The following is a 24175-nucleotide window of genomic DNA, read 5'->3' on the forward strand; positions in this document are numbered from 1 at the left end:
GCGCATGACCATCGCGCTGTACGGAATCAAGAATTGCGACACGATGAAAAAGGCGCGGGCCTGGCTCGATGCCAACGCCATTCGCTATGTGTTTCACGACTATAGGGTCGAGGGCGTCGACCCCGCGCGGCTTGACCATTGGATCGAGACGGAAGGCTGGGAGCCGCTGCTGAATCGCGCCGGCACCACCTTCCGCAAGCTTCCCGACGCGGACAAGACCGACCTCGATTCGGCCAAGGCGCGCGCGCTGATGATCGCGCAGCCCTCGATGATCAAACGGGCCGTGCTGGAATATCCGGGCGGTTTGCTGATCGGATTCGCGGCAGAACGCTATGCCCGTGCGTTGCTCTGAGCACGAAAAATTTACACATTCATGGCCTAACCGCCGTGTTTATCCTAAATTAACACGATAAACGACACGGGTTACTGGGATCGCATGGCGTCTTATATTCGACAACGGCCAGCCAGCTGGTTTCGCACGGTCGCAACGATGCTGGTCGTCTGGGGGCTGCTCGGCTGCCTCGTCTTCTGTGCGCACGCGACACTCTCGCCGCAGCGAGCCGTCGAGCCGAGTTTCTGGAATTGGGAATATTATCAGGCAGTGCCGCGCTGGTTCCTGATCGACTATGCGATCGGGGTCGGCGCCAGTCTGCTCGGCTCGCTTGCCATGCTGCGACGTTCGCGCAAGGCCAACATTCTCTACGTCGTGTCGCTCGCCGCGGTGATCGTGCAGTTCGGCTATCTGCTCGCCACGGGCGGCCTTGCTGGGCCCGTGCAGGCCTTCGTGATCCCGGTGTTCATCCTCGGCGTAGCGATCTTCCAGATCTGGCTCGCCGGCATGGCGACGCGACGGGGCTGGCTGCGCTGAGCCGGAGCGGGCTGGCAACGCCTCCCGCGACCCGCTAGACCGCGCGCCATGTCGCACCAGATCACGCTCGATACCGCCACCAGCCGCGCCAATCCCACGCCCGCGCCGATGAAGCGCGTCACCGTGCCCGCGATCCGCAAGCGCAAAGGCGGGGAGCCGCTGGTGATGCTCACCGCCTATACCGTCCGCATGGCGCAGCTGATGGACGAGCAGTGCGACATGCTGCTGGTCGGCGACAGCCTCGGCCAGGTGATCTACGGCCTTCCGTCCACCGTGCCGGTGACGCTCGAGATGATGGCGGCGCACGGCGCGGCGGTGGTGCGTGGCAGCTATCATGCGCTGGTCGTTATCGACATGCCGTTCGGGAGCTATGAAGCCTCGCCGGAGCAGGCCTTCGAAAGCGCGGCGCGGCTGCTCAAGGAAACCGGCGCGGCGGCGGTAAAGCTCGAAGGCGGCGCCGCGATGGCGCCGACGGTCAAGTTCCTCAACGAGCGCGGCATTCCGGTGATCGGCCATATCGGCCTGACCCCCCAGGCGATCAACGTGCTCGGCGGCTATGGTGCCCGCGGCCGCAGTCAGGCGGAGCATGCCAAGCTGGTCGGCGATGCGGTGGCGATGGACGAGGCGGGTGCTTTCGCGATCGTCGTGGAAGGCGTGGTCGAGCCGATCGCGATCGAGATCACCAAGGCAGTGAAATGCCCCACCATCGGCATCGGCGCCTCGGCGCAGTGCGACGGCCAGGTGCTGGTCGCCGAGGACATGCTCGGCCTATTCGAGCGCACGCCGCGCTTCGTGAAGCGCTATGACGATCTGGCCGGCCGCATTTCCGCCGCGGTTGAAACCTATGCGGGCGAAGTACGGTCACGGACCTTTCCGGGACCCGATCAGGTCTATGCGCCGAAGGACTGACCGAGTAGGGCGATTTGCGTTCACGGCGCGCGACGCTAAGGTCCGCGGCCGCATCAGACCCATGGAGTAGATTTTGGCGCTTCCTCCTTCCGGTACCACCGACGAGGCCTTCCTTCGCGAAGTAGACGAGGAATATCGGCGCGATCAGCTGATCCGCGCCGGCCGTCGCTATGGCATCTGGATCGCGATCGGCGTCGTGGCGTTCCTGGTAGCCGTGGCCGGTTGGCTGTTATACGACCACAGCCAGCGTACCGCCGCCGAAGCGCGTGGCGAGGACTATGACGCCGCCCTCCAGCTTGCCGCGCAGAACCAGGCCGGTCAGGCCCAGCCCGCGCTCGAAAAGGTGGCGCAGGGCAGCGACGGCTATGCCGCGATGGCCCGCTTCACCCAGGGCAATCTGTTGCTCCAGCAGGGCGACAAAAAGGGTGCCGCCGCGAAGTTCGCCGGTATCGTCACCGACACCAAGCTCGCCCAGCCGTTCCGTGACCTAGCGCTGGTCCGCCAGACCCAGGCCGAGTTCGATACGCTCAACCCGCAGGACGTGATCCAGCGGCTCGGCACGCTGGCCAACCCCGATTCCCCGTGGTTCGGCACCGCGGGCGAGATGGTGGCGGCCGCCTATCTGAAATCGGGCAAGCGCGGCGAGGCCGCCAAGCTCTATCGCCAGCTCAGCGAAGCCGGCCCCCGCGTGCCGGATTCGATCCGCGAACGCACCGCCGAACTCGCCAAGACGCTTTCGGTCACGCCGACCGCGACGACCGCTCAGACCCAGGAAAAGCAAGCTAAATGAACACGAAGGTTCGCGTTGTAACGGCAGTTGCCGCGCTCGCGTTGGTGAGCGGCTGCGGCGTCTTCAAGGGCGGCGGCGGCAAGAAGACCCCCGTGCTCGGCGAGCGCGTGCCGATTCTGGTGACCGAGAACGACATCACCGCCGACAAGACGCTGGCGGGCATCGAGGTCCAGCTGCCCGAGGCGGCGGTCAACGAAAATTGGAGCCAGCCGGGTGGCAGCGCTTCCAAGGCGATGGGCCATCTTGCCCTTGGTGAGTCGCTGTCGCGCGTCTGGTCGCGCCAGGTCGCCAAGCCCTCGAAGAGCCAGCGGCTTGCGGCCTCGCCGGTGATCGAAGGCAACAAGCTGTTCGTGATCGACCAAGCCGGCACCGTGCACGCCATGGCCGCCGATACCGGTTCGGAACTGTGGGCCGCGCGTACCGGCACCGGAGAGGACAAGCGCAGCCGCGGCGCGCTGTTCGGCGGCGGCGTCAGCGTCGATGGCGACCATGTCTATGCTTCCAATGGCCTTGGCGACGTGGTCGCGCTGCAGGTGGCGGACGGCAAGGAACTCTGGCGCAAGCGTCCCGGCGGCCCGCTGCGTGGCGCGCCCACGCTCGCCAACGGCAATGTCTATGTGGTGACGCAGGACAACCAGCTGTTTGCGCTCACCCAGGACAAGGGCGACGTCTCCTGGACGGCAACCGCCAGCCTCGAATCGCAGGGCGTGTTCGGCGTCGCCGCCCCGGCCTCGGCGCAGGGCACGGTGATCGCCGGCTTCTCTTCGGGCGAGCTCAACGCCTATCGCTACGAGAACGGCCTGTCGCTGTGGGGCGACGTGCTGACCCGCAACACGATGACCACCTCGGTCTCGTCGCTGTCGGACATCGATGCCGAGCCGGTGATCGACCAGGGCCGCGTCTACGCGCTGGGCGAGGGCGGCCGGATGGTCGCGGTGGACATCACCAGCGGCTCGACGCTGTGGGAGCAGAGCATCGGCGGGCTCTCCTCGCCCTATGCGGTGGGTGAGTGGCTGTTCGTCGTCACCGATGATGCGCGCCTGCTCTGCCTGTCGCGCAGCAGCGGCAAGCCGCGCTGGATCGTCCAGCTCAAGAAGTACAAGAACGAGAAGAAGCTGAAGAACCCGGTCGCCTGGAAGGGCCCGATCGTGGCCGGCGGCCGCCTCGTGCTGATCAACACGCTGGGCCAGATCGTCTCTGTGTCGCCGAAGGACGGCAGTGTCCTCTCGACCAAGGAGACCAAGGATCCGCTGTCGCTCGCGCCGGTGATTGCCAACAGCACGCTCTACCTGCTCGACGACAAGGGCCGCCTGAGCGCCTATCGCTGAGGCTGCTGTCCCGGCTGCGTGCCGGGCAGACTATCCATCAAGGGGGCCGGGGCGCAGCGCTCCGGCCCCTGTCGTTTTTCCGGCGACTTTGCGTCGTCCTTTCGTCTGCGTTAGAGAATCGATCATGCCTTTGCCCACCGTCGCCATCATCGGACGCCCCAATGTGGGCAAGTCGACGCTGTTCAACCGGCTGGTCGGAAAGCGCTTGGCGCTGGTCGACGACCAGCCCGGCGTCACCCGCGATCGCCGCGAGGGCGAGGCGAACCTCCTCGGCCTAGAATTCCGGGTGATCGACACCGCGGGCTATGAGGACGAGGACGTCGCGACGCTCCCCGGGCGGATGCGCGCGCAGACCGAGGCGGCGGTGCGCGAGGCGGACGTCTCGCTGTTCGTCATCGATGCGCGCGCGGGCGTGACCCCGCTTGACGAGGAAATCGCCCGCTGGCTGCGTTCGACCGATCGGCCGGTGGTGCTGATGGCCAACAAGGCCGAAGGCCGCGCCGGCGATACCGGTGTGCTGGAGGCTATGGCACTGGGGCTGGGCGATCCGATCCCCTTCTCGGCCGAGCATGGCGAAGGCGTGGTCGACCTTTTCGAGGCGCTGCTGCCGCATGTCGACCGCGATGACGAGGAGCCGGAGGAGGATCCCGACAGCCCCGACGCACCACTCAAGCTGGCGATCGTCGGTCGCCCGAATGCGGGCAAGTCGACCTTGGTCAATCGTCTGCTTGGCGAGGATCGGATGATCACTGGGCCCGAGGCCGGGATCACCCGCGACTCGATCTCGATCGATTACGAATGGACCGATTTCGAGGACAAGCCGCGCAAGGTGCGGCTGGTCGATACCGCCGGGCTGCGCAAGAAGGCGCGCGTCGAGGAGAAGCTGGAGAAGCTCTCGGTCGCCGATACGCTGCGCTCGATCGACTTCGCGGAAGTCGTGGTGCTGCTGCTCGACGCGACGCGCGGGTTGGAGGTGCAGGACCTTAAGATCGCCGATCGCGTGCTGCAGGAAGGTCGTGCGCTGATCATCGTCATGAACAAGTGGGATGTGGCGGAGAATGCTTCCAGCCTGTTCAACGGCGTAAAGGGCGCGCTGGACGAGGGGCTGGCACAGGTGAAGGGCGTGCCGCTGCTCACCGTTTCGGCGATCACCGGTAAAGGCCTGGACACGATGATGCGCGTGGCGTTCGAGACGCGCGAGGCCTGGTCGCGCCGCGTCTCGACCGGCCAGCTCAACCGCTGGTTCGAACGCGCGATCGAGGCGAACCCGCCGCCCGCGCCCGGCGGCAAGCGGATCAAACCGCGCTATGTGACTCAGAACAAGACCCGGCCGCCCAGCTTCGTGCTGTTCGGCACGCGGGTGGACCTGCTGCCGATGAGCTATCAGCGCTATCTGATCAATGGCTTGCGGCGCGAGTTCGATTTCGGCGCGGTACCGGTGCGGCTGGTACTCCGGGCGCCGAAGAACCCGTTCGACCGTGACAAGGAGTAGGGCGGGGCAGTCTATGACTGCCGTCTCCAAGCCTTCGTCGTCATTCCCGCGAAGGCGGGAATCCATTTGCCAGGGCGTATCGGCTGGAGCCTCGACGACTCCATCAATGGATCCCCGCCTGCGCGGGGATGACGGTTGGGCGGAACGTGCGTCCGCCCCCCGTTCGGGCGCAGCTTACTCCGCTTCCGCCGGCTTGCTGTTGAGCTGGATGTAGTTCTCCAGACCCATGCGTTCGATCATGTCGAACTGGCGCTCCAGCGTGTCGACATGCTCTTCCTCGCTCTCGAGGATCTTGAGGAACAGGTCCCGGCTGACGAAGTCACGGACGGTCTCGCAATGCTGGATCGCGTCGCGCAGCACGGCGATCGCCTCCACTTCCAGCGCAAGATCGGCGCGGAGCAGTTCCTCCACCGTCTCGCCGATGCGCAAGCGACCGAGCAGTTGGAAATTGGGCAGGCCGTCGAGGAACAGGATGCGCTCCGACAGCCAATCGGCATGCTTCATCTCGTCGATCGATTCATGCCGTTCGAACTCGGCGAGCTTCTGCACGCCCCAGTGATCGAGCATGCGATAGTGCAGCCAATATTGGTTGATCGCGGTAAGCTCGTTCTTGAGCACCTCGTTCAGATACTCAAGAACCTTGGCGTCGCCCTTCATGTGCATATCCCTTTTCGTCTGGCGACCAGCCTAGCGGCGAAACGACGGGGGCGGAACCGGGGAAGTGCGCTCAGGCGGCAGCCCGTTCCTCGGCGATGATGGCGCGGGCAAAGGGGACGCACTGGCCGCATTTGGCCTGGCAGCCGAGCGCGCGATAGGCCTGGCAGGCGCTTTGTGCGCCCGACCGCGCTGCTTCCCGCACTTCCCGTTCCCGCAGGGCATTGCACACGCAGACGACCATCGACAATCCCTCGATTCTCTTGCCGCACAGGATCTAGTGCGATTGCGAGGGATTCGCAAGGCTATTGCGAATGGGTTGCAGACTGCCTCGCGCCAGACTGCGCCAGACCCATTCGAGCGGGCCATAGCGGAACACGGTCAGCCAGGGCTGCGACCAGAGCAGCAGCAGTGCCCAGACGCCGAATACCACCGGGTAAAGCTGCCAGCGCGAGAGGTGGCCGAACCAGCCCAGGCCATAGCCGTCGAAGAACCAGACGCAGAGCAGGCTGGTCGCGAGATAATTGGAAAAGGCCATGCGCCCTGCCGCGGCGATGCGCCTTGTCAGCCAGCCATCGGGCCGCGCGACCGCCAGGATCAGGCAGGTCCAGCCAAGGATCATCACCGGTCGCACCAGCCCCGGTAGCGTCGCCGCGGCCATTACCACGGCGTACAGGCTGAACCTCGCGGCGATCAGCCAAGTCGCCAGCAGCGCGTAGAGGGGCAAGGTTACGGCCCAGCAGCGCAGCCACCAGCGCCGATAGGTCGCGCGGGGCCAGGCGCCGGTGAGCAGCCCGCTGCGCAGCGCCGCCATGCCGAAGAGCATGTAGCCGAGTGTCTCCCACCCATAGAGCGTCAGCATCGCGAACGGGCTGGTCGCATATTCGCCAAAGCGCTGATGGACCAGCCCGCCATAATTGCCGCGGTGCACCGCCAGTTCCGATGCGATCCGCGAAGCGGGCGGGATGCCGAACGCGTTCACCAGCGCGCCATATTCGCCCTGCGTCGCCTGCGGCAGAAGCGACATTCGCCAGGCGTCGTGCGCCAGCATGCCGAACAGCGTGGTGCTGACGAGCGTCAGCACGGCCCCCAGGCTCACCAGCCGGGAGATCGGCAGCTTGCGAAGGGGATAGGCAAGCATCCCGACCAGCGCATAATGGGCGAGGATGTCGCCGTGCCAGACCAGCCAGAGATGGGCGAGGCCGAACAGCAGCAGCCAGCCCATCCGGGCATAATGTATCCGCGCCGGGTCGCGCCCGGCAGCCTCAGCCGCGTCGGTGACGATCAGCAGCGAGGCGCCGAACAGGAAGGAGAAGAGGCCGCGCATCCGCCCGTCGAAGAACAGGAAGTTGACCAGCCAGGCGGCAAGGTCTGCGCCGTGCCAGCCGCCATAGGCGCGCGGGTTGAAATAAGCCGCCTCGGGCATCCCGAAGCCGACGATGTTGAGCAGCAGGATGCCGAGCAAGGCAGTGCCGCGCACGAGATCGAGGGAGAGCAGGCGGGAGGAAATCGGGGGATGCACCTCAGGCGCTTAGAACCAGCTGGCGATCTGATCCAATGGTTTGCGCTCCATCGCGGCCGCCGGCACCATCGCATCGGGGGCGGGATGGCCGGTCACGATCATCATCACCGGCCGCTCATGCTCCGGCCGCCGGCACAGCCGGTTGAGGAAACGTGCCGGCGTTGCGGTGTGCACCAGCGTCGCCAGCCCCGCCATGTGCAGAGTAGTGAGCAGCAGGCCGCAGGCGATGCTCACGCTTTCGGTGACGTGCGGGTTGGGGAACAGGTCGGTCTCGTTCGCCTTGGTCTGACCGAAGGCGACAATGATCCAGGGTGCGATTTCGAGATAGGGCTTGTCGGCATTGGTGCCGAGATTCTGGAGCAGCCCCTGCCACTCGCTGCCGCCGATGCCGCCGTAGAAGGTCCGCTCTTCCTCTTCCACCGCCACGCGCAGCGCGGTCTTCGCGCCCGGGGAGGCGAGGGCGGCAAAGTGCCAGGGCTGGCGATTGGCGCCGTTCGGCGCGGTACCGGCCGCGGCGATCGCCGTCTCGATGATCGCGCGCGGCACCGGCCGATCCGTAAAACTCCGGCAACTGTGGCGCGTCGCCATGCGCTCGCAAAAGGCGGCGGCGTTCGCGATCCGAGCGTCGTCCGGCAGATCGATATCAGAGGTCCAAGGCCGCATATCAGGTTTCATAGAGGAATTTTGGGGACGAGCGTCGTCCGGGGGGCGTCGCCTGTCCATCGGAGTCTTATGCGGAGACGTGCATATGTCGAGCTTTATTCGATTGCAGGCGTAGGCCGGGGGGTCAGCTTGACGCCAGACCAGCCTTCAAACGCGCAGTGATCGCGCGTCTCCCACCCCTGCGCGGCGGCGAGATCGGCGACGCTATTCTCGTGCAGTTCCGAGGCACCTTCCTGCTCAGGCCAGGACACCCAGCAGAAGCCATTGCTGGCCAGCAGCCCCCGCAGCGCCCCCAGCTCGCGTTCGAGGTGATCGCGGCGGGAGGCGAACAGGTGCACGCCCTGCACGCCGTCGGTGGCGCAGCCCAGCTCTTCCAGCGCGGCACGTTCGGGAGCGATCGCCGCGCGCACCGCTGCCGGCATGTCGTGAAACCACACGCGCATGCCGGGCTTGAAGCCGAGCCGGGCCGCCATCGGGGTGCCAGAACCTTGTTCCATCGTCGCCGCCCTCCTTGGAGCAGGCTACAGGATGCAGCGCATCGGCGCCAGCGGCCTTGATCGCGATCAGGCGGCCTGCACCGCGGCGTCGATGGGGATGTTGCGCAGCTCCACCAGCGTGCCGGGGCGGGCGGGCACGATGCGCAGTTCCGCATCCATGCCCTGTGCGAGATTGCGCGCGATACGCAGCCCGAGGCTGTCCACCGCCGCCAAGTCGAAGCTTTCCGCTACGCCCGCACCGTCGTCGCGGATCGACAGTGACAGCCGGTCTCCCTCGGCGCAGACCTGCACCAGGATGGTACCGGTCTCGCGATCCGCAAAGCCGTGTTCGATTGCGTTGGCGATCCCCTCGGCAACGATCAGCGCCAGCGGAATGGCGCGATCCGGCGGGAGCAGCAGCGCGCTGTTCGCCTCGACCATGTGACGTATGCCGGGCTTGCCGCTGCTTTCGGCCAGGTCCTCGACCAGCGCGGTGACGAAGGCGTCGAGCGCGAGCGGCTCGCCGCGGCTGCCGTACAAGCGCCGCTGGATGCGGCCGATCAGCTGGAGCTTGGCCGCTGCCTCGCCGAGCGCGCGCTTGGCCTCGCCATCGGCGACCCCGCGGCGCTGGAGCGCGAGCATCGCGCCCACCATCTGGAGGTTGTTTGAGACGCGGTGCTGCAGTTCCTCGAACAGGATTTCGGTCCGCGCGGCGAGGCTGGCGCTGCGTTCGCGCTCCGCCATCAGCCGCGTATTGGCCATCTGCATCCAATGGACGAGCAGGATGTCCACCAAAACGACGCCTACGTAGAATACCAGCGCGACGGCGGTGCCCCGCTGCAGCGCGAAACTGTAGAGCGGCGGAATGAAGAAATACCAGGCGAGCAGCCCACACAGCACCGCCGCGACGATCCCCGGTCCCCGCCCGAACAGGAACGAGGCGAGGATCACCGCCGGGAAGAAGGTAAGATAGGGAAAGCCCGGCGGAAAGAGCGGATCGAGCACCAGCCGCAACCACCACGCGATCGCGCAGAATGCCAAGGTAATCGCATAGGCCAGCGGCCGCCGCCTCTCGAGCAGCGGCAAATGTTCCAGCGTGCGATGGTAGGAGTTCATTGGCACCCGTTGCCCCAGTAATGACCCGCAAACGCGGCATGCTCCCCCAGGGTCGGAGCGGCCAAGCGGCAACTCTCATCGTTCAGAAACAGTGCAGACGCAAGTCGTCCCTCACCGTCCTACGATCAGGCAAACCGTCGTGCCGATCGGTACGCCGCGGCGGATCTCGACCGTGCCGCCGAGCGCTGCGGCGCGTTCGTGCATGCCTTTCAGCCCATAATGGCCAGGCCGTTGTCCGGCGGCGACGATATCCGGCGGGATGCCGCAGCCCTGATCGATAATCTCGATCCGCAACCGGCCCTCACTGCTGTTCACCTGTACCTGCGCCAGCATCGTGCCCGCATGGCGGCGGACATTGGCGAGTGCCTCCTGCACGATGGCGAGGATATGCTCGAGCGCCTCGGGCGAGAGCCGTAGCGCCGGCCCCTCGCGGGTTACGGTGATGACCAGGCCTTCCTCTTCGAGATAGCGGGCGAGATCATCGATCAGCGGCTGCGGATCGCCAGGGCCGATGATGCGGCGGAGCGCCAGCACCCGGTCACGCGCTTCCAGCATCACGTCGTCGGCGCGTTCCAGCGCGCTGTCGATCAATGTTTGCGCCTGGGAGCCGGGCTCGGTGGCATAGGCGGCGGCCTGAAAGCGCAGCATCAGCCCCTGCATGCTCTGGAGCAGCGTGTCGTGCAGTTCGCGAGCGATGCGCTCGCGTTCGGCGAGCTGGGCCTCGGCCCTGGCGCGGGCGCGGGCGATCTGCTCGCGCAGGCGCCAGGCGTAAAGAAGCCACAGCAGGCCCACGCCCGCGCCGATCGCGAGCAGCCGGAACCACCAGCTCTGGTAGAAATGCGGGGCGATGGTGACGGTGACAGACGCGCCATCGCGGTTCCATACCCCGTCATTGTTGGCCGCGATTACCTGGAAGCGCCAGCTGCCGGGGCCGAGATTGGCATAATAGGCCTCGCGCGCGGCGCCTGCGTCGATCCAGTCGCGGTCGACGCCGATCAGCCGGTAGCGGAAGCGTATCCGCTCCGACTCCGCGAGACTCAGCGCGGTATAGGCGATCCGCAGATTGGCGGTGCCGGCAGGGAGGGCGACGGCGCGCGGCTGGGGATAGCTGCGGTCGTTCGCGGTTAGCCGCAGGATCGTCACCGGCGGCGGCAGCCGGTTGTGGACGATCCTAGCAGGGTCGATCCAGCCGATGCCGACATTGTCCGCCACCCAGATCCGTCCATCGCCGCCGCGCACCGCGGTGCTCTTCGGTGCGCCCTGCTGGGCTACGCCGGGCAGGCCGTCGGCGGCGGTGAACAGCTGGTGCTGCAGGCGGGCATGCGGGTCGGCAAAGGCCGCGTCGAGCGCCGCCGCGCTGGTCTGCACCAGCCCGCGCACGCCGTTGATCCACACCGTGCCGTCCGGCGCCTGGACGATGCCGGTGATTCCGCCAAGCTCGGGCACGCGGCTGTCCGACAGCGCCCGCAGCCGCGCTCGCTCGAGCCGGGCGAGCCCGAGTTCGCCGCCGACCAGCGTGCCCGCCGGGCCGTCCGAGACCATCGCAATGCTTCCGACCCTGTCGCCGGGGATGGCCTGGAGCCCCGCTCGGTCGCGTCGATACAGGCGATCCTGCCCGTAGAACCAGGTCCCGCCGCCGAGGCCGGAGGCGGTGTAGATCCGGCTCGCCGGCTGGTCGGCGGCGCCAAGCGGGCGCCAGCGGCCCCCCGCCAGCTGGAACACGCCGACGTCCTGGACCGATATCCATTGCATGTTCCCCTGCCGCGACCAGGTCGCGGCAGGGCCGGGCAGCGTTGGCGTGGGCAAGGTCACGAAACGGTTGTCGTGCAGCCGCACCAACCTGTCCTGAAGCGAAACGATCAGGTCGGCGCCATCCGCCTCCAGCATCGCGATCCCCTGATCGAAGCGGCGCAGCCATCGCAGCGGCTCGCCTGGACGGGCGCGGTAGAGATCATGCGGGTTCGCGGCATAGACGGTGCCGTCCTGCGTCACCGCAAGCTCGAACCCGCCGAGGACGGTATCGTCAACGCGCAGCGCGGCGGCGGCGCTCACCGGTCGCAGTCGGAACAGGCCCAGATTGGTGCCGATCCAGAGATTGGCCTCGCGGTCCTCCAGCAGCGGCACCGCGACGAGGGAGGGCAGGCCCTGCTTGGTGGTGACGCGGGTGAAGGACGGGGCGGCGTTGCCCGGTCCGCGGGTCTGAAGCACGCCCCCGGCGAACAGCGTCCGCCACAGCGTGCCGTCCTGCGTGAAGCCCATCCGGTCCGCAGCCGGCGGGTGCATGCCCGGCATCAGCGGCGCGATCTTGACCCCCGCCGCACGCGCAGCGGACCTGCCTGCGGGGTCCCCCGAGGCCCAGACCTGCCCGTCCGGCGCCACGGCGAGCCGGACGCGGTAGAGGCTGCGCGTGACGGGCACGAAGCGCGAGGCGCCCGCGCGCAGCACGCGAATGTCGGCTTCGGTCGCGACCCAGATCGCACCGTCTCGGCCTGCGACGACGCTGGCCGCCCGCCCCGCGGGCATGCCCTGCTCGACGCCCACCCGGGCAATGCCGGACGCACCGATGCGGAACAGCCCGCCCTCCACGCCCGACATTGCCGCCCAGATCGCACCGTCCGGTCCGCGCGCGAACTGCTCGACGGTTGCATTGGGCGCATCGAAGTTGGCCACCCGGCCGCCCCGGAGGTGCGAGACATGGCCGTCGAAATGGCCGATCCACAGGCTGCCATCGGGATCGGCGAGCAGCGCGGTGATGTTGCGCGAGGGAAAGCGGCCGATGCCGGGCACTACCGGCTCGAAGCTGATGCCGTCGAAGCGGTAGAGCCCGGCACCGGTGCCGAGATACAGGAAGCCGTCGCGCGCCTGGGCGAGCGCCCAGATGTCCGGCGGCGCGCCGTCGACCAGATGCCAGGCGCGGAGGTTATACTGGTCGATACTGCGCTGGAGCGGCGCTTGCGCGCTGGCGGGCGCGGCGGCGAGGATCGCCGGCACCAGCAGCATCGTCCAGGTTCGTCTGCGCCGCATCGCTCGCCTTATTGCCTCCGTTCGCCCCGTGCCCTGCGAAGGGGCGCCCGGCAAGGGGCCGCGCTGAAGCGTGCGGAAGCCACGATCCGGGTCGCACGATCCGCATTGCGCGGGTCCGAAAGAGCATATAGCCTCATCCGACCAGCACACGGGAAGACTCGCCATGACGCTCGTGACGACCCCCTTGGATCGCTTTTCGGTGATCAGCACCGGCAACGGCCCGGCCCGCGCGCTTTCGGCATTGTTCGGTGCGCCGCTGCGGGCCGATGCGCATCTCGATTACTCGGAAGAGACGGTGCGCCAGCGCAGCCTGTGGGCGGCCAAGCTCGATTCGGCGATCCTCCATGCCGAGCGGCCGGTGCTGCTGGTAGCGAATGGTGCGAGCTGCTTCGCCGCGACCTGGTGGGCCCGGCTCTCGCCGCGCGACTATATCACCCGGGTCGCAGGCGCGCTGCTGATCGATCCGATTGCGGGGGAGGGCGATGCTGCGCATTTCGCCTCGCCCAAGATCCGGCTGCCCTTCCCCTCGCTGCTGCTGAGCGGCGACACGCCCGACACGGCGATTGCCGAGCGGGTGCAGGCGCTCGCCACCGGCTGGGGCAGCGCGGTGGGCGGGATGCCCCAGCTGCCGCATGCCCGTCGCAGCGGCAGCCACTGGCAGGGCGCCCGCGATCTCGTCCTGCGGATGACCGCGGGCATCGTCGAGCGCCGCGCCCAGGCCGCCGATGCCTTGGCGGCGGTGCTGGCGCCAGAGCAGGACTGAACGGGGCAGTCAGTCCTTCTTGGAGAGGGGGCGACGCTGGTCGAGGTCGAACTCGTCGCCATGGCTGAGCACGTGCAGGCGAACGTCGTGCATCGATAAGGTGCGCTCCGGGCTCGCCTCGGCGATATTCGAGCGGGTGACCCCCGAGCCGTCGACGATGGTGACCGCACCGGCACCCACCACGCGGAAGCAGCAGCCCTCCAGCACGATCGCGGTGTCTTCGTCGATGCCGATGCCGAGCACGCGCGGGTTCTGCGCCACCGCGCCCAGCAGCCGGCCGATCCGCCCGCGCTCGGCGAAATGCTGGTCGATGATCACGTCGCGCACGAGTCCCAGGCCCGGCGCCATGTGAAGGTCGCCGATGCGGTGCGATTCGGCGCTGGAGCCCTTCACCAGCATCGTCTCGCTCATCACCGAGGCACCGGCCGAGGTGCCTGCGACCACGCCGCCGCGGGCGTGGATGTCGCGGACCATCCGCTCGACCGGCGTATCGCCGATCTGGCTGGAGATGCGCAGCTGGTCGCCCCCGGTGAAGAAGATGCCCGCCGCATCGTCGAACACCGACTGGGTTTCCTGCTCCAGCGTCTCGCCGCGTTCATGGACGTAGAGCTCAACAAGATTGTCGACGCCGAGTGCCCCGAAGGCCTTCTGATACGCGGTGAAATAGCCGTCGGGCTGGTGACTGGCGACGGTGGCGATGACGAGCTTGCCGCCGTTCACCCGCCGCGCGACCTCCTTGAGGATGGTCTTGTCGCCTTCCTTGTCTTCGTGGCCGCCGATAATGATGAGTGGTCCGCCGGAATCAGCCATGCAGCACGTCCTTCAATTCGTCGCGGTGGACGCCCGCGCGCGGGGCATCGAGCCCATGGGAATGGAGTGCCAGCGCGAAATGATCGCTGTTATGGGCAATGCCGAAGGCGCCCGATCGCTCCACGACGATCGCACCCGCCTCGCCGCCGACCCGGCCGAGCCGGGCGATGGCATGGTCCGCCGCTTCGCCGGCCGAGCCGCCGCGTTCGAGCGCGTGCATGACCTGCGCCGCGAGCATCGTCCGCAGGATCGCCTCGCCGTCGCCCGAAAAGGCGCACCCGCCCAGCGTGTCGTCGGCGTAAAGTCCCGCCCCGGGGACGGGGGAGTCGCCGATGCGTCCGGGGTGCTTGCCGGGCAGCCCGCCGGTGGAGGTCGCCGCGGCGATCGCGCCGGTGGTGTCGATCGCGACGCAGCCGACGGTGTCGTGCGCCCTGCTGTTTTCCGAGGCGAGCGCTTCGGGGGAGAGCATTGTCTCGGGCTCGACCAGCTCGATACCATTGTCCATTGCGAACCGCTCCGCGCCTTCGCCGGCGAGCAGCACCGGACGGGCGGTCAGCATCGCGCGGGCGACGCTGACCGGATTGCGCACGCGCCGCACGCCCGCGACGCCGCCCAGCGTCAGTTCGGTGCCTTCCATCAGCGCCGCATCCATCTCGACGGTGCCGTCGCTGGTGAGGACCGAGCCGAAGCCGGCGTTGAACACCGGATCGTCTTCCAGCACCCGCACCGCGGCTTCGGCCGCAAGCACGGCGCTGCCGCCCGCGCGGAGCACCGCCGCGCCGGCTTCGGCAGCGGCGGTGGTTCCCGCGCGATTGCGATCGTGCAGCGCCGGATCGATCGTCTTGGCGCCGCCATGGACGATGATCGACCAGCGGGTTGCTTCAGGCATGGAGCTTCTCCGGAACGACGGCTTGGGGCTGGAAGGTGAGAATACGGTCCCACACCGCCTGGATCGCGCTGGGCATGATGACGAGCAGGTCGCCGGGGCGGCCGAGCTGCAGCACCATGTCCACCGCTTCCATCTCGTCGACGATGCGGTGGACCCGATCGGGCCGCACGCCCGCCGTCATCGCGCCTTCGGACATCAGCCCGTTGGTCTCGCCGCGCGGGCGGCCGCGGCCGTCGGGCGCCTCGCGGAACACGATCTCGTCGAAGATCGCACCGGCGAGCTGGCCCATCTCGACGATGTCGCAGTCGCGCCGGTCGCCGGGGATGCTCACCATCCCGATCACGCGGTTGTAGCGGCTGCGCATCCTATCGATCACCTGGCCCAGCGCCTGCAGACCCGCAGGGTTGTGCGCATAGTCCAGGATGTGGCGACGCCCATGCGCGTCGTGGATGTTCAACCGGCCGGGCGAATCCTCGAACGAGATGCTGAAGGCACTTAGCCCGTCGCGGATCGTGTCGATCGACAGCCGTTGCGCCGCGCACATCGCCACCGCGGCAAGCGCATTGGCGATGTTGAAATCGGCGATTCCGCCCAGCGTCGCGGGGATGTCGGCGGCGGCCATCACCTCGATGCGTTCGCCGCCGCGATGGAGGACGATGCAGCCGCCATAGCTGCCGGGCTCGCGCACCACCGCCATGCCGCCCTCGGCAATGTGGCGGCGTAGATCGCTGGACATGTCGCGGCCGCCGGCCAGCGAGAACCAGACGATGGTGCCGCGGGCATGGCGGGCGATGCGATGGCACATCGGATCGTCGGCATTGAGCACCGAATGCCCGCGCCGCGCGACGCTCTCCACCACCACGCCTTTCACCCTGGCGAGGTCCTCGACCGTGTCGATGCCCTTGAGTCCGAGATGATCGGCGGTGACGTTGAGCACCGCGCCGACATCGGCGCCGTCGAAGCCGAGCCCTTCGCGCAGGATGCCGCCGCGCGCCGTCTCCAGCACCGCGACATCCACGGCCGGGTTGCGCAGCACGGTGCGCGCGCTCTTCGGCCCGCTGGCATCGGCCTCGACCATCAGATGGCCGTTGAAATAGATGCCGCTGGTCGAGGTCATGCCGACATTCCTGCCGGCCTGCTGCAGGATGCGGGACACCATCCGCGCGGTCGTCGACTTGCCGTTGGTGCCGGTGATCGCGAAGATCGGGATCCGGCTGCGGCTGCCGCGCGGGTAGAGCATGTCGATCACCGGCGCAGCGACGTCGCGGGGGGTGCCGCTGGAGGGCTCCAGGTGCATGCGGAAGCCGGGTGCTGCGTTGACCTCGACGATGCCGCCGCCGGTTTCGCCCACCGGGCGGCGAATGTCGGGCGAGAGGAAGTCGATCCCGCACACGTCGAGCCCGACCACTGCCGCCGCCTGCTCGGCGATCGCGCGGTTGGCGGGGTGGATCACGTCGGTGCGGTCGACCGCGGTGCCGCCGGTCGAGAGATTGGCGGTATCGCGCAGGATCACCTGTTCGCCGGCCATCGGTATGGTGGCGGGGGTGCGGTCGCTCTTGTCCAGCAGCGCCAGCATCGCCTCGTCGATGACGATGCGGGTCAGGACATTCTCATGTCCATTCCCGCGGCGCGGATCCTGGTTGAGGTCGTCGATCAGCTGCGCGATCGAATGGAAGCCGTCGCCGATCACCTGCGCCGGCACCCGCTCGGCCACCGCGACCACCTTGCCGTTCACGACGAGAATGCGGTGATCGTTGCCGGGCACCTGCTGCTCCACGATCACGCGGCGGCCGTGCTGGAGCGCGAGATCGAAGGCGGTGCGCAGCGCCTCCTCGTCGGCGATGCCGGTGGTGACGCCGCGGCCGTGGTTGCCGTCGAGCGGCTTGACCACCACCAGCCAGCGCAGCCGCTTGGCCTCGGCCAGCGCTTCCTCCACCCGGCGTACGACCACGCCGCGCGGGACCGGCAGGCCGGCCTCGCCAAGCAGCTGCTTGGTCATTGCCTTGTTGCCGGCGATATCGACCGCGATCTGCGCGGTGTCGCCGGTGATGCTGGCGCGGATGCGCTTCTGGCGGCTGCCTTGGCCGAACTGGATCAGGCTCTGCTCGTTGAGGCGGGTGACCGGGATGCCGCGCCGCTCCGCCGCCTCGACCAGCGCGCGGGTGGTGGGGCCGAGCGCATTCGCCTTCAGGATCGCCTGCAGCGACGCGAGGATCGCGCGCACGTCCTGCGGCGCATCGAGCGGCGGCGTGCCGAGCAGCTGCAGCCCCTCCACCTTGCGCAGCGGCTCGGGCAGCAGATCGGCGACCAGCCGGATTGCGGCCAGACCGGCGGCGAGCGCCAGCGTCTCGTCGCGATAGGTGTAGAGGATGTTGTACACGCCCGGCCGGTCCCTGACCGAGCGGGTCTTGCCGCGGGCGACGCGCGAGCCGGCGAGCGTCTGCAGCTCCAGCGCGACATGCTCGATGATATGGCCCATCCAGGTGCCTTCGCGCAGCCGCTCGACGAAGCCGCCGGGGCGCTGATAGCTGCAGCCATGGACGCCGAGGCCGGGAAGCAGGGCGAGCAGTGCATCGGTGAAGCCGGGAAGCTTGTCGCTCGGCCATTGCTCCAGATCGCGCAGATCGACCTGGATGCGGATCATCGGGCGCGTACTGAACAGGTGCGGACCGCGATAGACGCTCCGCTCAAGCACCCGCAATCCGTTTGCCGAAGCCGGGCGCACGAAATCGGCCGGCTGCACCAACGCTGTCATAGTGGACCTCTAGAAGGGGGCGCTGAGAACCAGTGCCGGAGCCGCTCCAACGGCCCAGATTTCCCAGCGTTCCCCGACTGATGCGGATCAACTATTTGAAATAAAACTGCCTTGTCAGGCCTTCAGGATCAGCCCCTTGCGGTCCATCCACCAGCCCACCGCCCAGCACAGCATCGTATAGGCGAAAGCGCAGAGCAGCGAGCCGAACGGCCCCGGCGCGATGGCCTGGAACACGCCGACGCCGGCCGCGTCGTACACGCCGCCATGCTCGCCCGCCGGGATCATCCCCAGCACGGTCACGAACAGCTCGGAGAAGAGGTAGATCGCCAGCGGGTTGCGGCCGAGGATGGTGAAGAAGCGGGTGCCGCGTTTGAACCCGGCGATCTCGATCAGCCAGATCGCAGCCCCGAGCAGCAGCAGGTCGAGCCCGACGGTGAGGAGCACATAGGAGCCGGTCCACAGCTTCTTGGCGATCGGGAACCAGGGCGACCAGGCGAGTCCGGCCACGACCAGCGCCACGCCGATCAGCGCCATCCGCCCGACGGTACGGTGCAGATCACCGCCCTGCACGATGGCGAGGCCGGCCAGATAGCCCGCGATCACGTTGACGGTGGCGGGCAGGGTGCCGAGCAGCCCTTCGGGATCGAAGCCGGCATCCTTCTTGTAGAGATGCCCTGGCCCCAGCAGCCACAGGTCGATCTGGGTGCCGATATTGGCGACTTTGTCATAGGCCATGCCCGGCGGGCTGAAGGCGAGCAGGATCGCCCAATAGCCGAGCAGCAGCGCGATCGCCGCGAGCAGCAGTTGGCGGGGCTTGAGCCAGCGGATCAGCAAGGCGGCCAGCACATAGCAGAGGGCGAGACGCTGGAGCACGCCCGGCACGCGGGTGAGCGCGAAGGGCTCGAGTTCCCAGCCGTGCGCGCCCTGCTCGACGAAGGGGAACCAGTACATCAGATAGCCGAGCAAGAAGATGATCGCGCCGCGCTTGAACAGTCGGGCGAGGAACGGCCCGGTCGCCACCGCCTTGCGGAAGGCGAAGCTCATCGCATTGCCCATCGCGAACAGGAAGGTGGGGAACACCAGATCCGCCAGGGTGAAGCCGAACCATTTGGCATGGACCAACTGCGGGTAGGGCGCGGCCCCGGGGCCCGAGGTATTGACCAGGATCATCAGGAAGATGGTCGCGCCGCGAAACACGTCGAGCGCGAGGAAGCGCGGCTTGCCGGCGAGCGCGGCGACGGTGTTGGCCTGGGTTTCGGTCATCGGGCGTCGCTTTCTGCGAGGAGCGTGCGGGCAAGGGCTAGCGGGGCGGCGGGGCGCTGGCGAGTCCACATCTTGCCGTCCTTGAGCCAGCCGGCCTGCCAGTCGCGGATCGCGGCGGCGGTCGCCTTGGCGTCGAAGTCGGTATGCGCGGCCGCGGCGGCGCGCTGGGCGGCGAGGAAGCGCTGCCAGCGCGGCCAGTAATAGCCGGCATACAGCCCCTGCCAGGCGCGCGAGGCATAGTCGGAGAGGTGGCCGGTACCGCCCCAGACGGTCACCACCGCCTTGGCCTGCTCGACGAACGCTGCCTTCTCGGCGGGGGTGTCGCCATAGGCGGCGGCATCGGCGAGCCAGCTGCCGAGCGTTTCTTGCTGGTTGCCTGCGATCGCGTCGACATCCTTCGCCAGCTTCTCGGCCGCCACAGCAGCGCGATCGCCGGTGGCGAGGTCGCCGGCCTTGTAGGCGGCGACGGCGGTCTTGAGCCGGTCGTCGAGCTTCACGCTGGCATAATGGCGGACGAGGTCCACTACGTCATAGGTGTAGAGCGGTTCGCCGGCATGCTGCGGCGCCTGGGCGAGCAGGGCTTCGATTCCGGCTCGGAGTGCCACCGGGTCGCCCGGCGCCGCGGGATAGTCGGCGCCGTCGAGGCTGGGGAATTTGAACAGCAGATAGGCGCCGGCCTGCTCGTGCCACCAGCGCGGCGTCCAGTAGCGGGTGGTATAGGCCCCCGCGATCGCCTTGTCCCAGGCGGCGACCAGTGCGGGCGAGGTCTTGCCGTAGCGGGCCTTGGCATAGTCGCCGAGCCACGCATCGAGCGGCCGGGCCTGGCCGTTCGCGCCGATCTCGCCCCAGGCGAGGTCATAGGCATAGGCATAAGCGATGCTGTTGCTGTGTAGCCCTTCCGGGAACAGCCCGAAGCCGCGCATCCGGCCATGGCCGGGATTGGCGAGCGCCGCCGTCACGTCGCTGCGGTAGAAGTTCAGGTCGCCATAGACCGGGTTGCTGCCGCCGTAATTGTGGACGTAGCCGTAGGCCCAGCCCTTGCCGTAAAAGGCCTTGGTCGCGTTCCAGATGCCGGGATAGCGGTCATTGCCGATATCGAGCACGAGCATCCGCTCGTCGGGGGCCTTGGAGAGGAAGGCGGCGATCGCGTCGGGGGTCCAGAAGGCCTTGTCGGCGCCGAACAGCCAGCCCTGCATCACCCAGGTCGCATTGGGCGCGGCGGCCGTGATCGAGCGGTAGAGCCGCTCGCCATAGGCCGCGAGGCGGGCGTCGCGCACCTCCTTGGGGAGGGCGGCGGCGCGGGTGGCGGCGGTGTTGGCGATGGCGTCGCCATAGGTGGCGGCGCGGGCGTCGCTGCCGTCCTCGGCGATCGGCGGGACCATCTCGTTGAAGGCGTCGGCGAGGTAATAGTCGCCCGGGCCGTAGGTCGCCGTGTAGAGCTGCAGGAAGCGGGCGGCGAGCTTGGCGAACAGCGGGTCGGACGGGTCGAGCCAATAGGTGCCCGGAAAGCCCTCCCATTGTCGCATCTGGTAGATCTTCGCTTCCGGATGCGCCTTGGCGAACGCCTCCGGCACATAGCCCGAGAAGGCCGGCAGGATCGGCTTCATGCCGAGCGCGTGCATACGGGCGAGGATCTGGCGTTGCAGGACGCGCTTCTTCTCGATCCAGTTGGCCGAGAGCGGCGTGCGATAGCCGGCGATGTTGCCCATCCGCTGCCAGGGGAGGAAGGGCGCGGCGGAAAGGCCCTCGGCGATCTGGGCGTCGTTCATGCCCTGCTCGCGCCACAGCGCGCGCCAGACGAACTCCTGGCCTTCCATCGCCAGCGGGGTGTCGACGCCGTGCGCTGCCATCCAGTCGATCTCGCGCTCCCAGCGGCCCCAGTTCCACCAGGGGGTGGTGTAGCCATAGGTGCAGGTGTTGAGGTACGTCCGCAGCGAGAAGGGCGAGGCGACCACGCCGCTGTCATAGCCGTTGCGGAGCGCAAACGTGCGGTTGCGTACGCCCTCCCAGGAAACGAACAGGCTGCCCTGCTGGCCGAGGGTGCGCGCGGCGCCGCGCACCAGCGCGACCGGCGAGGTGCCTTCGATGCGGAGCTTGCCCGCCATGGTGCGGGCGCGGAACTGCGGCGTGGTGCCGGGGACCAGTGCAAGGTCGATCTTGGTCGTATCGACACCGAGCCGCGCAAGGACGGCGCGGGCGGCGGCAGTCTGCGACTGCGGAGCGGCGGGGGGTGACGGGTGGCTGGGCAGCGCCGCGGCGGGGGTGGTCAGGGCAAGGCAGGCTGCGACGGAGCCGAGAAACGGAAGGCGGCGGGCAGCGGGGTGGGCCAAGGCAAACTCTCCAGCGGTCGGGGCCGGGGGCGGCGCTGCCTTGCAGCCGCACTGACCCCAGACCCGACATTCGCCGGTACCGGTCCTATTCTGTCAAGGCCAATTCAATACAAAAACAAGTTTTGGTATTACCTGTTGGCCTGACGGGGGCGCGAGAAGCACCTCAACGCTTTGTTTTACCGCGCGAAGATGGGGAAGGTCAGGCGATACGCGGTGCGAGGATCCGCATGAGTGCCTCACACCCTGCCGCGTCCCCGGCATCGAAGCGGGCAGGCAGAGGACTGTCGAGATCGAACACGCCGAGCAATTCGCCCTGATGGACGATCGGCACCACCAGCTCCGACCTGCTGGCGGCGTCGCAGGCGATATGGCCGGGGAAGGCATGAACGTCCTCGACCAGCTGGGTCTCGCGGGTTGCTGCCGCCGCGCCGCACACGCCCTTGCCGAACGGGATGCGGATGCAGGCTGCCTTGCCCTGGAAGGGACCGAGGACCAGCTCGTCGTTCAGGTTGCGGTAGAAGCCGGACCAGTTGAGATCGGGCAGGTACTGACCGATCAGCGCGGAGACGTTCGCCATGTTGGCGATCGGATCGGGCTCGTCGGCGGTCAGCGAATCGAGGGCGGCGGCAAGGTCGCGATAGAGCTCGGCCTTGGTGTCGGCGGTGATGTCGAAGCTGTACATGGCCGCGATGTAGGGGATCGCGGTGCCGGGTGCGAGGGGTGTTCCTACCTGCGCACTAAGCCTTTCGTCCACCTGGCGGGGGAGGAAACGCTCTCCGGTCAGTCCAGGGAAACTTTGCCCCGCCCGGCCTTCACCGCCGACCGGCCCTTCTTCGCATCCACCCGGCGCGCCTTGGCGGCCTTGCTCGGCTTGGTCTTGATCCGCTTGGCCTGGCGCTCATGCGCCTTGTCGATCAGGTCGGAGAGGCGCTGGCGGGCGTCGGTGCGGTTGGCGTCCTGGGTACGGTATTGCCGGGCGGTGATCAGCAGCTCGCCCGCCGAGGTCATCCGCGTGCCGGCAAGCTCCTTCAGCCGTTCATAGGCATAGGGCGAGAGCCCCAGACGGAAAACGTCGACGCGCAGCTGCACCGCGGTCGCCACCTTGTTGACATTCTGGCCGCCGGGTCCCGTCGCGGCGAGGAACTTCTCCTCGATAATCGCCGCGTCGGGGATCTCAGCCATGTGCCGGCCGGCCGAAGCCGATATGGTGGAAGCGCGCGGGCAGCGGCGCGTCGCCGTGCACGTCGGGTTTGCCCGGGCGCGGTACGGTGATCGACTGGGCGTGTAGCATCATCGCGGGGCCGCCGCGGCCATAAACGGGGTCGCCGACAATGGGGATGCCGATGCCTTCGAGCGCATGGACGCGGATCTGGTGGGTCCGCCCGGTCTCGGGATAGAAGGCGACCAGCGCGCGGCCGTCATGCACTTCCATCCGCTTCCAGCGAGTGCGCGCGGACTTGCCCTTGGGATCGTGCGTCATCCGCCAGCCCTCCTCGATCGTCGACACCTTGCCGAGCGGCAGGTCGATCTCGCCGCTTTCGGTTTCGGGCACGCCGTCGAGGATCGCAACATAGCGCTTGGTGACCTGGCCCGCCCCGAAGGCCTGGCCGAAGCGCTTCATCGCCTTGGGGTTGCGCGCGAGCAGCAGGCAACCGCTGGTGTCGCGGTCGAGCCGGTGGACAGGAACCGGCAGGCGCTCGAAGCCGAAGGTCAGCTGTTCGAGCAGATCCTCCAGGCTCTCGCTGCGGTCGCGTGGGCGATCGACGGGAAGGCCCGCCGGCTTGTCGATGATCAGCGCTTCGCCGTCGATGAAGAGTACCCGGTCCTTGAACATGGGCGCGATATAGCGGGTGTGGCGGGCCGTGCACGCAAAAAGCCCCTCCCGCGAGCGGGAGAGGGACTGGAAGGCTTACGCCTTCAGCTTGGTCGCGACTTCGGCGATGCGGCGGCCCTGGTAGCGGGCGCCTTCGAGCTCGACGTCGCTGGGCAGGCGGCTGCCGTCGCCATCGGCGATGGTGCTCGCGCCATAGGGCGTGCCGCCCTTCACTTCGTCCACGCCCATCTGGCCCTGGAAGCCATAGTCGAGGCCGACGATGGTCATGCCGAAATGGATCAGATTGGTGAGGATCGAGAACAGCGTGGTTTCCTGGCCGCCATGCTGCGAGGCCGTGGAGGTGAAGGCGCCGCCGACCTTGCCGTTCAGCTGGCCCTGGAACCACACGCCGCCGGCCTTGTCCCAGAACGCCGCCATCTGGCTGGCCATGCGCCCGAAGCGGGTCGGGCTGCCGACGATGATGCCGTCATATTGGGCGAGCTGGTTCGGATCGTCGAACAGCGGATGGCTGTCATCGACACGGAAGCCGGCGGCCTGCGCGACTTCGGCCGGTGCGGTCTCGGCAACGCGGCGCACGTCCACTTCGGCGCCGGCGCTGCGGGCGCCCTCGGCGACGGCATCGGCCATCTTCGCGAGGTGGCCGTACGAGGAGTAATAGAGAACGAGGATCTTGGTCATGGCAGAAGCTC

The 24175-nt window shown here is 67.9% G+C and carries 23 protein-coding genes; 7 read left to right on the forward strand and 16 right to left on the reverse strand.

Translation table 11 applies throughout. From position 1 onward, the window contains the following. Window positions 1–4 precede the first annotated feature (4 nt). From RT655_RS13480 to der, 6 genes are all read left to right on the forward strand, one after another. A complete protein-coding gene (locus RT655_RS13480) occupies window positions 5–352 on the forward strand; it encodes an ArsC family reductase (RefSeq protein ID WP_313537644.1) in 348 nt (115 codons plus the stop codon). Window positions 353–490: 138 nt separating this feature from the next. Further along, the gene (locus RT655_RS13485) at window positions 491–868 is read left to right on the forward strand and encodes a hypothetical protein (protein ID WP_313537646.1); all 378 of its coding nucleotides are present in this window, start codon (window positions 491–493) and stop codon (window positions 866–868) included. Between the two features lie 48 nt (window positions 869–916). Further along, complete coding sequence (panB, locus tag RT655_RS13490) at window positions 917–1777, forward strand: 3-methyl-2-oxobutanoate hydroxymethyltransferase (protein WP_313537649.1); 861 nt, start codon at window positions 917–919, stop codon at window positions 1775–1777. 73 nt (window positions 1778–1850) lie between these two features. Then, a complete protein-coding gene (locus RT655_RS13495; RefSeq protein WP_313537651.1) occupies window positions 1851–2567 on the forward strand; it encodes a tetratricopeptide repeat protein in 717 nt (238 codons plus the stop codon). Further along, window positions 2564–3895, forward strand: coding sequence for a PQQ-binding-like beta-propeller repeat protein (locus RT655_RS13500; protein WP_313537654.1), 1332 nt, complete (start codon window positions 2564–2566; stop codon window positions 3893–3895). Before RT655_RS13495 ends, RT655_RS13500 begins: the two co-directional genes overlap by 4 nt. Window positions 3896–4019: 124 nt before the next feature. Next, window positions 4020–5387 (forward strand): ribosome biogenesis GTPase Der, encoded by a 1368-nt coding sequence (gene der / locus RT655_RS13505; protein ID WP_313537657.1) that lies wholly within the window; start codon window positions 4020–4022, stop codon window positions 5385–5387. A 174-nt stretch (window positions 5388–5561) separates the two neighbouring features. On the opposite strand, the gene bfr is transcribed toward der, so the two are convergent. From bfr to RT655_RS13540, 7 genes are all read right to left on the reverse strand, one after another. Further along, window positions 5562–6044, reverse strand: a complete 483-nt coding sequence (gene bfr / locus RT655_RS13510; RefSeq protein WP_093298639.1) for a bacterioferritin — start codon at window positions 6042–6044, stop codon at window positions 5562–5564. Between the two features lie 70 nt (window positions 6045–6114). Next, entirely contained in the window at window positions 6115–6285 is a 171-nt protein-coding gene (locus RT655_RS13515) for a bacterioferritin-associated ferredoxin (RefSeq protein ID WP_010545522.1), read from the reverse strand. A 33-nt stretch (window positions 6286–6318) separates the two neighbouring features. Further along, on the reverse strand, window positions 6319–7563 hold the full coding sequence (locus tag RT655_RS13520; protein WP_313537663.1) for a DUF418 domain-containing protein: 1245 nt from the start codon (window positions 7561–7563) through the stop codon (window positions 6319–6321). Window positions 7564–7572: 9 nt separating this feature from the next. After that, a complete protein-coding gene (locus tag RT655_RS13525) occupies window positions 7573–8226 on the reverse strand; it encodes a nitroreductase family protein (RefSeq protein ID WP_313537666.1) in 654 nt (217 codons plus the stop codon). Between the two features lie 95 nt (window positions 8227–8321). Continuing rightward, window positions 8322–8723, reverse strand: coding sequence for a hypothetical protein (locus RT655_RS13530; protein WP_313537668.1), 402 nt, complete (start codon window positions 8721–8723; stop codon window positions 8322–8324). Window positions 8724–8789: 66 nt separating this feature from the next. Further along, window positions 8790–9818, reverse strand: coding sequence for a DUF4118 domain-containing protein (locus tag RT655_RS13535; RefSeq protein WP_313537669.1), 1029 nt, complete (start codon window positions 9816–9818; stop codon window positions 8790–8792). 111 nt (window positions 9819–9929) lie between these two features. Further along, complete coding sequence (locus tag RT655_RS13540) at window positions 9930–12842, reverse strand: triple tyrosine motif-containing protein (protein ID WP_313537672.1); 2913 nt, start codon at window positions 12840–12842, stop codon at window positions 9930–9932. A 163-nt stretch (window positions 12843–13005) separates the two neighbouring features. Here RT655_RS13540 and RT655_RS13545 point away from each other — a divergent pair, with 163 nt between their 5' ends. Next, window positions 13006–13605 (forward strand): alpha/beta hydrolase, encoded by a 600-nt coding sequence (locus tag RT655_RS13545; RefSeq protein ID WP_313537675.1) that lies wholly within the window; start codon window positions 13006–13008, stop codon window positions 13603–13605. Window positions 13606–13614: 9 nt separating this feature from the next. On the opposite strand, the gene RT655_RS13550 is transcribed toward RT655_RS13545, so the two are convergent. The 9 genes from RT655_RS13550 to wrbA form a co-directional block, all read right to left on the reverse strand. Then, window positions 13615–14415: a cyanophycinase gene (locus tag RT655_RS13550; protein ID WP_313537678.1), complete on the reverse strand. Its 801-nt coding sequence runs from the start codon at window positions 14413–14415 to the stop codon at window positions 13615–13617. Further along, on the reverse strand, window positions 14408–15304 hold the full coding sequence (locus tag RT655_RS13555; RefSeq protein ID WP_313537681.1) for an isoaspartyl peptidase/L-asparaginase family protein: 897 nt from the start codon (window positions 15302–15304) through the stop codon (window positions 14408–14410). Before RT655_RS13555 ends, RT655_RS13550 begins: the two co-directional genes overlap by 8 nt. After that, entirely contained in the window at window positions 15297–18059 is a 2763-nt protein-coding gene (cphA, locus tag RT655_RS13560; protein WP_313537684.1) for a cyanophycin synthetase, read from the reverse strand. The genes RT655_RS13555 and cphA overlap by 8 nt, the downstream gene beginning before the upstream one ends. A gap of 114 nt (window positions 18060–18173) precedes the next feature. After that, window positions 18174–19322 carry a heparan-alpha-glucosaminide N-acetyltransferase domain-containing protein gene (locus tag RT655_RS13565; RefSeq protein WP_313537687.1) on the reverse strand — a complete coding sequence of 383 codons (1149 nt, stop codon included), beginning with the start codon at window positions 19320–19322 and terminating at the stop codon, window positions 18174–18176. Beyond that, window positions 19319–21652: an alpha-N-acetylglucosaminidase gene (locus RT655_RS13570; protein ID WP_313537689.1), complete on the reverse strand. Its 2334-nt coding sequence runs from the start codon at window positions 21650–21652 to the stop codon at window positions 19319–19321. Before RT655_RS13570 ends, RT655_RS13565 begins: the two co-directional genes overlap by 4 nt. A gap of 199 nt (window positions 21653–21851) precedes the next feature. After that, entirely contained in the window at window positions 21852–22334 is a 483-nt protein-coding gene (locus tag RT655_RS13575) for a GAF domain-containing protein (RefSeq protein ID WP_313537692.1), read from the reverse strand. A gap of 98 nt (window positions 22335–22432) precedes the next feature. Next, a complete protein-coding gene (arfB, locus tag RT655_RS13580) occupies window positions 22433–22834 on the reverse strand; it encodes an alternative ribosome rescue aminoacyl-tRNA hydrolase ArfB (protein WP_313537694.1) in 402 nt (133 codons plus the stop codon). Continuing rightward, complete coding sequence (locus RT655_RS13585) at window positions 22827–23486, reverse strand: RNA pseudouridine synthase (protein WP_313537697.1); 660 nt, start codon at window positions 23484–23486, stop codon at window positions 22827–22829. The genes arfB and RT655_RS13585 overlap by 8 nt, the downstream gene beginning before the upstream one ends. Before the next feature lie 75 nt (window positions 23487–23561). Next, complete coding sequence (gene wrbA / locus RT655_RS13590; RefSeq protein ID WP_313537699.1) at window positions 23562–24164, reverse strand: NAD(P)H:quinone oxidoreductase; 603 nt, start codon at window positions 24162–24164, stop codon at window positions 23562–23564. Window positions 24165–24175 lie beyond the last annotated feature (11 nt).

Source organism: Sphingomonas sp., from assembly GCF_032114135.1.
GTDB lineage: Bacteria > Pseudomonadota > Alphaproteobacteria > Sphingomonadales > Sphingomonadaceae > Sphingomonas.